This is a genomic window from Brevundimonas sp. (assembly GCF_035627055.1).
Taxonomy (GTDB): Bacteria; Pseudomonadota; Alphaproteobacteria; order Caulobacterales; family Caulobacteraceae; genus Brevundimonas.
In genome coordinates this window covers 103,248-114,890 of record NZ_DASPMM010000025.1, presented here as the reverse complement: position 1 = coordinate 114,890, position 11,643 = coordinate 103,248, and the positions used below count along the sequence as shown (strand labels likewise).

12 protein-coding genes and 1 tRNA gene are annotated in these 11,643 nt (G+C 70.7%); 7 read left to right on the top strand and 6 right to left on the bottom strand.

Going from position 1 to position 11,643, the window contains the following annotated elements; translation table 11 throughout:
- Position 1: 1 nt before the first annotated feature.
- Complete coding sequence (locus tag VEA98_RS14420; protein WP_324815861.1) at positions 2-514, bottom strand: CinA family protein; 513 nt, start codon at positions 512-514, stop codon at positions 2-4.
- A 104-nt stretch (positions 515-618) separates the two neighbouring features.
- On the opposite strand from VEA98_RS14420, the gene VEA98_RS14415 reads away from it, so the two are divergent.
- On the top strand, positions 619-1,026 hold the full coding sequence (locus VEA98_RS14415; protein WP_324815859.1) for a DUF983 domain-containing protein: 408 nt from the start codon (positions 619-621) through the stop codon (positions 1,024-1,026).
- Positions 1,027-1,036: 10 nt separating this feature from the next.
- On the opposite strand, the gene VEA98_RS14410 is transcribed toward VEA98_RS14415, so the two are convergent.
- The 4 genes from VEA98_RS14410 to VEA98_RS14395 all read right to left on the bottom strand — a co-directional run bounded on the left by VEA98_RS14410 (position 1,037) and on the right by VEA98_RS14395 (position 5,135).
- Entirely contained in the window at positions 1,037-2,635 is a 1,599-nt protein-coding gene (locus VEA98_RS14410) for a HAMP domain-containing sensor histidine kinase (protein ID WP_324815857.1), read from the bottom strand.
- Positions 2,632-3,342 (bottom strand): response regulator transcription factor, encoded by a 711-nt coding sequence (locus VEA98_RS14405; protein ID WP_324815855.1) that lies wholly within the window; start codon positions 3,340-3,342, stop codon positions 2,632-2,634. The genes VEA98_RS14410 and VEA98_RS14405 overlap by 4 nt, the downstream gene beginning before the upstream one ends.
- A gap of 2 nt (positions 3,343-3,344) precedes the next feature.
- The gene (locus tag VEA98_RS14400) at positions 3,345-4,949 is read right to left on the bottom strand and encodes a DUF4173 domain-containing protein (RefSeq protein WP_324815853.1); all 1,605 of its coding nucleotides are present in this window, start codon (positions 4,947-4,949) and stop codon (positions 3,345-3,347) included.
- A gap of 109 nt (positions 4,950-5,058) precedes the next feature.
- A tRNA-Arg gene (locus tag VEA98_RS14395) sits at positions 5,059-5,135 on the bottom strand.
- 284 nt (positions 5,136-5,419) lie between these two features.
- Between VEA98_RS14395 and VEA98_RS14390 the strand changes: the two genes are divergently transcribed.
- The 3 genes from VEA98_RS14390 to VEA98_RS14380 are packed head-to-tail and all read left to right on the top strand — an operon-like array spanning position 5,420 to position 8,892.
- Positions 5,420-6,073, top strand: coding sequence for a TMEM175 family protein (locus tag VEA98_RS14390; RefSeq protein ID WP_324815852.1), 654 nt, complete (start codon positions 5,420-5,422; stop codon positions 6,071-6,073).
- A 51-nt stretch (positions 6,074-6,124) separates the two neighbouring features.
- On the top strand, positions 6,125-8,599 hold the full coding sequence (locus VEA98_RS14385) for a helicase-related protein (protein ID WP_324815849.1): 2,475 nt from the start codon (positions 6,125-6,127) through the stop codon (positions 8,597-8,599).
- A complete protein-coding gene (locus VEA98_RS14380; RefSeq protein ID WP_324815846.1) occupies positions 8,596-8,892 on the top strand; it encodes an RNA-binding S4 domain-containing protein in 297 nt (98 codons plus the stop codon). The genes VEA98_RS14385 and VEA98_RS14380 overlap by 4 nt, the downstream gene beginning before the upstream one ends.
- Here VEA98_RS14380 and VEA98_RS14375 read toward each other — a convergent pair.
- Positions 8,879-9,502, bottom strand: a complete 624-nt coding sequence (locus VEA98_RS14375) for a YceI family protein (protein ID WP_324815844.1) — start codon at positions 9,500-9,502, stop codon at positions 8,879-8,881. The two genes, VEA98_RS14380 and VEA98_RS14375, sit on opposite strands and share 14 nt — an antisense overlap.
- A gap of 174 nt (positions 9,503-9,676) precedes the next feature.
- On the opposite strand from VEA98_RS14375, the gene fdxA reads away from it, so the two are divergent.
- From fdxA to VEA98_RS14360, 3 genes are all read left to right on the top strand, one after another.
- Complete coding sequence (fdxA, locus tag VEA98_RS14370) at positions 9,677-10,018, top strand: ferredoxin FdxA (RefSeq protein ID WP_324815842.1); 342 nt, start codon at positions 9,677-9,679, stop codon at positions 10,016-10,018.
- Positions 10,019-10,076: 58 nt separating this feature from the next.
- Entirely contained in the window at positions 10,077-10,826 is a 750-nt protein-coding gene (locus tag VEA98_RS14365) for a DoxX family protein (protein ID WP_324815840.1), read from the top strand.
- A gap of 253 nt (positions 10,827-11,079) precedes the next feature.
- Positions 11,080-11,637 (top strand): CarD family transcriptional regulator, encoded by a 558-nt coding sequence (locus VEA98_RS14360; protein WP_324815838.1) that lies wholly within the window; start codon positions 11,080-11,082, stop codon positions 11,635-11,637.
- Positions 11,638-11,643 lie beyond the last annotated feature (6 nt).

The following is an 11,643-nucleotide window of genomic DNA, read 5'->3' as shown; positions in this document are numbered from 1 at the left end:
GTTAACGGTTGGTGACCGCGCGCTCCAGCATCCTCAGCGCGGTGCGCAGGCATTCGAGCCGCACCGGACCGCGGCCGAGGTCGCCGAAATGGTGCTCCTCGTGCTCCGTGGGCGCGCCGGTCGCGGCGAGGGCGAAGTGGACCAGGCCGGGCTCGTCGTCGGGACCGGCTGCGCCCGCGAAGCCGGTCACCGAAACCGCCACGCCGGCCCCGGAGGCGCGCAGGGCCCCTTCGGCCATGGCGCGGGCGACGGGCTCGGACACCGCGCCGTTCTGCTCGATCAGCCGCAGCGGCACCGCCAGTTCGTCGGCCTTGGCGTCGTTGGTGTAGACCACATAGCCGCGCTCGAAGACGTGCGAGCGCCCCTCCACGTCGGTCAGCACCGAGGCGACGAGCCCGCCGGTGCAGCTCTCGGCGGTGGCGAGGGTCATGCCGCCGTCGTGGGCGGCCTTCAGCACCCGGTCGATCGCGGCCTCGATATCGTTCGGCAGGGCCGGACTGAGGGTTTCCGTCATGCGGAGGGAACGGTCGCGCTTGCCGCCTGTTCCCCGCGACAATCCGGCGGCTTGTGCGGCCGGCCCGCGGAGCCGACATCCCCGCCAAGCATCAAGGAACCGCCGTGACCGCGCCCGATTATCCGCCCCTCGGCACCCTCTCCACCGGCATCCGCTGCCGTTGCCCGCGATGCGGCAAGGGGCCGTTGCTGAAGGGCTATCTGACCATTCGCGAGTCCTGCCCGGAATGCGGACTGGACTACGGTTTCGCCGAGCCGGCCGACGGCCCGGCCTTCTTCGGCATGAGTCTGGTCGGGGTGGTCGGCATGGCCCTGTTCATGTGGTTCGAGTTCAGCGTCCACCCGCCGATCTGGGTGCACATGGTGGTGACCATGCCGCTGCTGGTCCTCGGCTGCCTCGGCGTGCTGCGGCCGCTGAAGGGCTGGCTGGTGGCGGAACAGTACGTCCACAAGGCCGCGCCGCCGGAGTTCGAGAGCATCGGCAAGCACGGCGACGGCTCGCCGTGGCGCTGACGGCGGGCGGCTAGCCGGCCGTCGACGCCGATCCGGCCGCGGGCAGGCCCAGCTCGAACACGGCGCCGCCTTCGGACGGCCGCAGGTCGAGGGTGGCCTGATTGGCGGCCAGCAACGCCCGGGCGATCGACAGGCCCAGACCGGCCCCGCCTTCGCCGCGCCGCGTGGTGAAGAAGGGTTCGAAGATGCGCTTCGCGTCGGCCGCCGCGACCCCGGGCCCGTCGTCGCTGATCGTCAGCATGACCAGCCCGCCGGCGTCGTGCGCCTCGATCCGCACCGTGGAAGCGCCGGCCTGCCGGCTGTTCTCCAGCAGGGTGGAGACGACCATCTCCAGCGTCGCAGCGGGGGCGGCGACCGGCGGCAGGCCGTCCGGAAGGACCAGCTCGACCTCGATGTCCGGGGCGCGGGCGTCGACGGCCTTGCGCAAGGCGGGCCGGACGTCGACCGCCAGCCCCGCCTCGGGACGGGCCATGTCGGCGCGGGCCAGATCCAGCAGGCGGGTGACGAGGGCCGAGAGGCGGCGGCCGTCGGCGGCGATGTTGTCGAGGAAGCGCCGCCGCTGGACAGCCTCCATGCCGTCGCCGTGGTCCTGGAGCAGTTCGACGGCGCCCTGGATGCCGGCGAGCGGGGTCTTGAACTCGTGGCTGACCGCGGCGGCGAAGTCGCGCAGGTAGCGGGAGCGTCGCTCGACCGCCTCGGCCATGCGCCCGAAGTCCTCGTAGAGGGTGCGGATCTCGACCGCCGCGGTGGCGGGCGGCGGCGGCAGCGAGCCCGCGCCCGAGGTGACGTCGCGGGCGGCGCGGCTGAGCGCCTCGATCGGGCGGGCGATGCCGCGCGAGACCAGCACGGCCAGCAGGGCGATCAGCGCCAGCGTCCCGACCACGCCGAGGCCGATCTTGATGCGGTCCTGATAGATGCCCCTGAACAGGGCCCGGGGCGAGCGGGAGGCGAGGATCACCCCCCTCACCTCGCCGCCGACGACCACCGGCCGGGCGTGGTGGATGCGCAGGGCCGAAGCGCGGCTGAGCCACTCCAGCGAATAGCGCGGGTGGTAGGAGTCGTTGCGGCGCAGCACCGTATCCGGACGGCCCGCGAGGGCGGTGCGGATTTCGGGCAGGTCGGCCCAGCTGCCGCCCTCGCCGAAGCCTTCGACCACAAGGCCGGTCCGGTCGAGAAAGATGATCGAGGCCAGGGTGGTCTGGCTGGTCCGCTCCATCACGGCCGCCAGGCGCCCGGCGACGAGGACGGCCTCAGGATCGGGGGCCCGAACGACCGTCTGCGGCGAGGGCCGGGCCGGCAGCACCGGCGTCGAGCCGAGGTCGATGGTGGCCGGTTCGGGCCGGTAGTAGCCAGGGACGTCGCGGCGGACCGCGTCCGGGTCGAACCTCGGCGCGCCGGGCCAGGCGGTTTCGGCGGCGGCGGCGAGGGTGGCGGCCTGGGCGACCAGTTCCGCCTCGGTCTGCCGCACCAGGGTGTTCTCATAGACCCTGAGGAAGATGGCGCTGATCCCCGGCAGGACGGCCGCGAACAGCAGCACCGACAGCAGGATGGTGCGCAGCCTCAGCGCCGGCCAGTGCGCCCGCACCCAGGCGCGCAACCGACCGGTCACGCCGGTCCGCCGAGGCAGGGCCCGAGCTGGTAGCCGACGCCCGCGCGGGTCTCGACCACGTCGATCCCGCCGGCCGCCGCGAATTTGATGCGCAGGTTGCGCACGTGACTGTCGATGGTGCGGTCGGTCATGGCGAAGCCCGGGCCGTGCACCCTGTCGATGATGGCGTCACGGCTGAACACCCGGCGCGGTCCGTCGGCCAGAACCCGCACGATGCTGAACTCGGTCACCGTCAGCGGCACCTCGGCCCCGTCCCAGCGGGCGCGCCAGCCGTCGGCGTCCAGCGTCAGGCGACCGTGGGTCAGCATCCCTGACGGCTCGGCGGGCGGGGTGCGGGCGGCGCGCCGCAGGATGGCGGCGACGCGGGCGACCACCTCGCGGGGGCTGAACGGCTTGACCACATAGTCGTCGGCCCCGAGTTCGATGCCCAGCACCCGGTCGATCTCGTCGTCCCGCGAGGACAGGAACAGCACCGGCAGATCGCCCTGGGCGCGGATGCGGCGGCAGACCTCGATCCCGTCCATGCGCGGCATGTTGATGTCCAGCACCACCAGGTCGGGCGCGTGCGCGGCGATGTCGGCCAGCGCCGCCTCGCCGTCCGCCGCCTCGCGCGTGGCGAGCCCGGCCTTCTGCAGCGCGAAGGTCAGGAGGTCGCGGATGTGCGGGTCGTCGTCGACCACCAGGACGGTGCGCTGCATGGCGGCCATGTTCAGGCTCCCGGGGCCGAGGTCAACGGCTGGACGGGAAAGGCCGGCGGCGGCGGGGCGGGAACAGGCTCCACGAGCGGCGGGAGCACGTCGGGCGCCGTGATCGAGCCGTCCCAGTCACGCGGGCCGGGTCGGGGGCGCGCCAGCGGGCGCCCCTCCGTCAGCGCCTCGATGCGCTGCAGCCGACGCGCGTCGCGCCAGGTCCAGCCGCGCCAGTCCGACTGCTGACGCCGCAGCCGGGCCTGCAGTTCCGCGCGCACGGCGGCGGCGCGGTCGCGCAGGTCCGGATCCGACGTGGACTGCTCCAACTCGACCAGCGAAACCAGCGCCGGGGCGCCCAGGAAACGGAGGTAGCCGAGGTCCAGCAGGGCCCCCGTGCCGTCGACCTCGCGGGCGTGGCGGACGTTCCAGGCGGCGGCGACGGAGCCGAGATCGACCGTGCTGACCACCGCCAGCACCACCAGCGTCAGGCGGACATTGGCGTCGATCAGCCAATGCCCGTCCTTGCCGCGCAACATCCGCCACAGGATCAGCAGCAGGCCGGCGGCGACCAGCACCATCCAGATCATCGCCGCGATGCGGAACCGGGTCAGGGCGTAGGCCTCGATGTAGTCGGCCGTGCGCAGCAGGCTGGAGGCGACCAGCAGCATGTTCTGACCGACCCACAGCACGACCAGCCCGCGCACCAGCGGTCTCCTCGCCGTCTCCGAGCCCGGGCGCAGCGCCACCAGCACGAACAGGCCGGCGAGCAGGGCGGTGGCGATCAGCGGATACGCCCCGCGATGGGCGTAGTCGGCCAGGGTCATGTCGTCCGGCAGCGGCGCGCCGCTCCACAGGAAGGCGATGTCGAGCCCGTTCTGCAGCGCGAAGAGGGCATTGAAGACCACCAGCGACACGGTGATGGAGGCGCCGCTGACGCCGGGGATGACGGCGTCTCCCAGAGACGGCAGGGCGAACAGCTTGCGCCGCCAGCGCGGCCGCTGCGTCGCGCCGACGATCAGCAGGACGAGGCCCCAGAACCAGGCGCGCAGGATGGTCTCGCCCGACAGGGCCGGCGCGCGAAACTGGTCGAGGGCGTTGGAGATCAGCGGATTGGCGCTGGCGAACAGGACGAGGAAGACGGCGCCGCCGACGAGGGGCAGGACCAGCAGCTTGACCAGCCGCCACAGCGACAGGCCGCCCCGCCGGCTGCGGCGGCGGGGGCGGGTCAGCCGAACCAGATCGATCACCGGCCCGGCCGCCGAGACGACGGCGTGCACGATCAGCCTCTGGGCCCAGCGCCACGCCGGGTCGCCCGCCCGCACCCGCGCCGACAGCACGGCGACGCTCAGCATCAGGCCGAACAGCGCCCAGGCCAGCGGACCCGGTCGGTCGAGAAGCACCAGCGCCAGCAGCACGGCGGCCGCTATGGCGAAGACGGCGCGCGGATCGCGCCTCAGCCCCGGCCGGGCGAAGACCACGCCTATGACCCACGCCAGAGCGAAGGCGCCGAGGGTGGCTCCGGCGGGATGGAAAAAGAACAGCGTGTCGGCCAGCACCGTCAGCAGTCCTGCGACGCCGACCTTCAGCCAGAAGCCCGCGCGGGTGAATGGATGGTGATGGAGCATGACCGCCTCCCCTTTCGAGGCGACGGTTGTCGCGCGGCGGCGTTCAACCCTGCGGGGGACCGGGAGGAGGTTGCACGCAGGGCCGGTGCAGAAGCGGTGCAGTGGGGGATGGCGACCCCGGCAGGACTCCAACCTGCGACCTCGGCTTTAGGAAAGCCTTGCTCTATGCAGCTGAGCTACGGGGCCATCGGCGGTGACCTAGCGGCTCGCGGCGCGCGGGGGAAGCGGGGGTCGCAGCGAAAATGGCGGCAGGGCCCGGCCGTCGGTTCGACCCGCTCCGGACCGGCCTCATTCACTGTTGTGGTTAATCGCCTTTAAGATACAATATCTTGTGGAGAACAAATCCCGAATCGGGCCGTGTCGGTGATTCGGTCCTGATTCGTTTCGCCCCTGTTCCGTCGAAACGGGCGTGGCCGTTAAGGGGAGCCTCCGCCCTCGACAGAACCGCGAATTGGGAGTGTTCTGAACCCGTGGAAAGCGGGGGCGCGACGACGATGGCGGACGGCGAGGCGCATGCGCGCGACTACAATCTGGAGCGGCTGATCTTCCTGTCCGACGGGGTGTTCGCCATCGCCATCACCCTGCTGGCCATCGAACTGCACCCGCCGGAGGGCTGGGACGGCACGGTCGCCGGCCTGCTGAACGGGACCTACCGTCAGTTCATCGCCTTCGGCATCTCCTTCCTGTTCATCGCCATCTACTGGGCCAGTCACCGGCGGACCTACCAGCGGTTCAAGCGCGCCGACGGCATGCTGACGGCGCTGAATTTCCTCGTCCTGGCGCTGATCACCCTGACGCCGTTCTTCACCAGCCTGATCGCCGAGCGCGGCCCCTACGGCGAGCCGCTGCTGATCTACATGGGGCTGGTGGTGGCGGTCGGCCTGGCCAGCGCCCTGCAGTGGGGCTACGCCGCCTTCATCGGACGGGACATCCTGGCCACACGGATGGGCTTTCCGCTCAAGCTGCTGATCTTCCTGATCCTGCTGATCGTGCCGGCGGCGATGGCAATGATGGGAATCGTCGCCTCGCGGCCGGAGTATGTCTGGCTGTACGCGGTGATGCTGGTGCTGGTCGCGGCGGTGATGTGGTTGCGCCGGATCGTGGGACGGCGACACGAAGGCTGATGCGCGGCGCCGCTTGAGGAACCGGGCGGGAAGAGCCACCTTTTCCGTATCATGAGCGACCGCGCCACCGGCATGGCCCCCTCGCGCGTCGTCGCGGTGCTGGGCCCCACCAATACCGGCAAGACCCATCTGGCGGTCGAGCGGATGCTGGGCCACGCCTCGGGCATGATCGGCCTGCCGCTGCGGCTGCTGGCGCGCGAAATCTACGACCGGATCGTCAAGCGGCGGGGGGCCGCGGCGGTGGCCTTGGTCACCGGCGAGGAGAAGATCGTCCCGCCCCGGGCCCACTATTTCGTCTGCACCGTCGAGGCCATGCCGATGGAGCGTCAGGTCGAGTTCCTGGCGGTGGACGAGATCCAGCTGGTCGCCGATCCGGAGCGCGGCCACGTCTTTACCCAGCGGCTGCTGCACGCGCGGGGCCGGTTCGAGACCATGTTCCTCGGCGCCGGCACCATGGCGCCGCTGATGCGGGCGCTGGTTCCGGATGTGGAGATCGTCCAGCGCGAGCGGCTGTCGACCCTGAGCTACGCCGGTTCGAAGAAACTGACCCGCCTGCCCCGCCGCAGCGCCATCGTCGCCTTCAGCACGGAACAGGTCTACGCAATCGCCGAGCTGATCCGGCGTCAGCGTGGCGGCGCGGCGGTGGTCATGGGCAGCCTCAGCCCCCGCACCCGAAACGCTCAGGTCGAGCTGTTCCAGTCCGGCGAGGTGGATTTCCTGGTCGCCACCGACGCGATCGGCATGGGGCTGAACATGGAGGTCGACCACGTCGCCTTCGCCGGCTTGCGCAAATTCGACGGGCGGCGGACGCGCTGGCTGCACGCCCACGAGATCGGCCAGATCGCTGGGCGGGCCGGGCGGCACCTGCGCGACGGCACCTTCGGGGTCACCGGCGAGGCGATCGAACTCGATCCCGATCTGGTCGAACAGGTGGTCGAGCACCGCTTCGATCCGGTCGAGGCGGCGGAGTGGCGCAACGCCCGGCTGGACTTCGACACCCTGAACGACCTGCTGCGCTCGCTGGTGGTGACGCCCGGGGTGCGCGGCCTCAGCCTGACCCAGCCGGCGCTGGACGAGACCCTGCTGCGCCGCCTGATCAAGGACGAGGAGGTGGCCCGCATCGGCCGCTCGCGCGGGGCCATCATGCGGCTGTGGGAGGCCTGCCAGCTGCCGGACTTCCAGAAGACCACGCTGGACGAGCACGCCCGGCTGGCCAAGGAGATCTTCGAGGCGCTGACCGGCCGGCGCGGCCGGCTGACCGCCGACTGGATCGCGCCGCGGTTCGCCGACCTCGACCGCGACGACGGCCAGATCGACCAGCTGTCGGCGCGGCTGAGCGGGGTGCGGACGCTCAGCTATATCGCCAACCGGCCCGACTGGCTGGATCAGGCGCAAGGCTGGCGCGACCGCACCAAGGCGCTGGAGGAGCGGCTGTCGGACGTGCTGCACGACCGGCTGACCGCACGCTTCGTCGACCGGCGCACCACCGCCCTGATGCGGGCCCTCAACGTGCGCGAGGACGCGGTCGCGGACGTCGACGCGGACGGCGCGGTGGTCGTCGAGGGCCACGCCGTCGGCCGACTGAATGGCGTCGACTTCCAGATCGACAAGGGGGCCAGCGCGCTGGAGGACCGGGCCCTGCGCCACGCGGCCCGGCAGGCGGTGACGCCCGAGATCGCACGGCGGCTGGGCCGGCTGGCGGCCGATACGGACGACGCCTTCGCGGTGACGCCCGACGGGGCGGTGCTGTGGCAGGGGGCGCAGGCGGGACAGGTGACCGGCGGCGACTGGTTTGCGCCGCGGGTGCGGCTGCTGGGCGAGCTCGGACCGGCGGCGGCGCGCGAGCGGGCGCAGCGGCGGCTGGAGGCCTGGCTGGCGAGCGAGGCCGGACGCGCGCTGCGGGCGCTGCGGCGGCTGAAGACGGCGGTCGAGAACGGCACGTTGAAGGGGCTGCCGCGGGGCATCGCCTTCCGGCTGGTGGAGGCGGGCGGCGTCATCGACCGGCGCGAGGTGGAGCGCGACCTCGCGGCGCTGAGCCAGGTCGAGCGGCGCACCCTAAAGAGCTTCGGCGTGCGGCTGGGCGCCCATTCGGTGTGGCTGCCGGCGCTGCTGAAGGGGCGCGGCGCGTCGGTGGCGCAGGCCTTCGTGGCGGGCGAGCCGTTCCGACCCGGCAGTTCGCCGCTCACCCCCCTGCCCGAGACCCCGCCGTCGGCGCGGCTGCTGTCCGCCTTCGGCCTGCGCGCCGTGGGGCGGGTCGCCGCGGGGGTGGAGATGCTGGAGTCGCTGGCCGAGCGGCGGGCGCGCGGCAAGGGCGTCCTCAGTGAGACCGACCTTGCCGAACTGGGCCTCACGCTGGAGCAGGCGAAAAGCCTGGCCGGGGCGCTGAAGTCGACCCGCGCGCAGCAGCCGGACCGCGCCGGTCGGGCCCCGAAGCCGGCGGCGGACTCGCCGTTCGCCGCCTTGTCCGTGCTGACGGCGCCGGCGCCCGCGCGCCGCAAACGGCCCCGCTCGCGGACCGCCAAGTGAGCGAAATCAGTTGCCGCATCGACGTCTGGCTGTGGCGGGCGCGGTTCGCGAAGAGCCGCTCGCTGGCCGCCGCCATGGTCGAGCGCGGCGCGGTGCGGCTGACCCACAACGGGATGCAGACCCGGCTCGACAAGCCGAGCCGCAGCGTTCACGTCGGCGACGGCCTGGTGTTCGCGCTGGGCGGGCGGCTGATCGATCTGACGGTGCTTCAGATCGGCGAAAGGCGCGGCCCCGCAGAGGAGGCGCGCGCCCTCTATTCGACCGTCGAGGCCGATCCTCCTACTGACGGATGAATTCGCCCTCGATGTGCAGGTCGACCTCGTCGCCGAGCACCGGCAGGCCGTAGTCGATGCCGAAGTCCGAGCGCTTGATGGTGGCCTCGCCGTCGAAACCGGCGCGGTAAACCTCGCCCATGGACGGACCGGCCTGGTTGAAGCGGACGGTCATGGTCACCGGCCGGGTGACGCCGCGAAGCGTCAGGTCGCCCTTGACCGTGGCGCGACTGGCGTTCGACGGATCCACCGTCACCGAGCGCGACACATAGGTGGCCACGGGATGGTTGGCGGTGTCGAAGAAGTCGGCCGTCTGCAGATGGGCGTCGAGACCTTCGGAGTTTGAATCCACATCGGTCAGCGGAATGGTCGCGGTCAGGGTCGCCGCGGCCGGATTGGCCGGGTCGAGGGTCAGGTCCGCATCGACGTTCACGAACTGACCCTTGTAGGTCGAGAAGCCGAGGTGATCGACGGACCAGGTGATCTTGCCGTGGTCGGAATCGAGCGCATAGGCGCCGGCCTGGACCTCGGCGGGGTTCTGGGTCAGGGCGGCCTGGGCGACGACGGCGCCGCCGGCCAGCAGGCTGAGCGAGGCGGCGACAGCAATGACGCTGCGGGAGACGAGACGCATGGGTGAAGCTCCTGTGATGAGGGGACACACTGCAATTGTATTTGATACAGATAGGCCGCCAGGTCCTCTCCGCAAGGCCGTCGGTTGCGTCACGTCAGCCCACCGAGTTGACAGAGTCCTCCGCCGGGGTCATCTGCGCAGCCCGTCCCCTCAACCGCGAACGCCTTCCGCTCAATGACCTACATCGTCACCGACGCCTGCGTGAAATGTAAGTTCATGGACTGCGTCGAGGTCTGCCCGGTGGACTGCTTCTACGAGGGCGAGAACTTCCTCGTCATCGCGCCGGACGAATGCATCGACTGCGGCGTCTGCGAGCCCGAATGCCCGGTCGACGCCATCAAGCCGGACACCGAGGACGAGCCGGACGGCAAATGGCTTATGGTCAACGCCGAATACGCCAAGGTGTGGCCGAACATCACCGTCAAGGGCGCGCCGCCCGCCGACGCCGAGGCTTTCGAGCGCGAAACCGGCAAGTTCGAGAAATACTTCTCGCCGAACCCCGGCAAGGGGTCCTGATCCCGCTTCCTTTGCGCCCGCGCGTCAGACGTGATGTGCTGTGCGGCGGAGGCTATCGATGCGCCAATTCGATGTGAATCTGGGCACGCCTGGCCGGCTGATGCTGGCGGCGGGCCTGATCGGCTTCGGCTTTGTCGGCTGGTATTTCGATCACGCGCTGGACGGGCTGGAGCCGTTCGAACTGCAGCCGGCTGCAGTATGGCTCAACAGCGGGGTGCTGCTGCTCGGCGGGATCGGCCTGATCTGGGGCCGGACCGCACCCAAGGTCGCGCTGGTCCTCTGGATTCTTCTGACGCTGCTGTTCTTCGTCCATACCCCCGGGCTGGTGGCCGAGCCCGACAACGCCACGCGCTGGGTTTCGGCGCTCGAGGTGCTCGGTCTCCTGGCCGCCGGCATGCTGATCGCCGCACCGGATCGCGCCGATTGCCGGCTGGTGGGGCGGTTGGTGGTCGGGGTGATGCTGATCGTGTTCGGGGCCGTGCACTGGATGTATGTCGAGGCCATCGCCGGCATGATCCCGGGGTGGATGCCGGGCCGCGCCCTGTGGCCATGGGTCACCGGGGCCGCCAACATCGCCGCCGGACTGGCACTGGTCAGCGGCGTTCAGGCGCGGACGGCCGCGGCGCTTTGCGGGGTTATGTTCGCGTCGTGGATTGTGCTGGTTCACCTGCCCCGGCTGCTCGCCTCGCCGGGCGATCGCAGCGAATGGGTCGCATGTGCCCTGGCCTTCGCCCTGACCGGCGTGGTCTGGACGGTCCATGGCGCGCTTTCACAATCCGGAGAGGATTTACATCCATCCGCGCGCTGACGCTGTGGACGTTTTGAAATTCCGCAGATTTGTGATAGGTTACTGTCATTGGGTCGGGCGGTCAGCGATTTCTTCGCGCCGCCCGCGTTTGCGACAGAATCCCGCCCACGCAGGCGGGATCGGCCAGAGGTTTGGTGATCCGTTTCCGTTTTGACGACTGACAAGCACGCCGGCGGCTGTTGCCGCGGGATGCGCCCCCGTCGTTTCCACGTATGCGCCTCGCCCCGCCGTCTCGCGCCGGGAAAGGAATGACATGACGAACAAGACTGGTCTGGAATTCAAGGTTGGCGACGCGGTCGTCTATCCGGCGCACGGCGTCGGCAAGGTGGCGGCCGTCGAGACCCAGGAAGTCGCGGGCATGTCGCTGGAGGTCTATGTCGTGACCTTCGACCACGAGAAGATGACCCTGCGGGTGCCGACCAAGAAGGCCAAGACCGCCGGCCTGCGCTCGCTGGCCGCCGACGATGTCGTCACCAAGGCGCTGACCACGCTGAAGGGCCGCGCCCGCATCAAGCGCACCATGTGGTCGCGCCGCGCGCAGGAATACGAAGCCAAGATCAACTCGGGCGACCTGATCTCGATCGCCGAGGTGGTCCGCGACCTGCACCGCGCCGACAGCCAGCCGGAACAGTCCTATTCGGAGCGCCAACTCTATGAATCGGCGCTGGACCGCATGGCCCGCGAAGTCGCCGCGGCCAACCGCATCGACAAGGACGCCGCCGTCGAGCTGCTCGGCAAGTCGCTGAGCGCCAAGAAGGCCGTCATCGCCGCCGCCGAAGCCGCCGAGGCCGAGGAAGCGGAAGCCGCCTGATCGGCT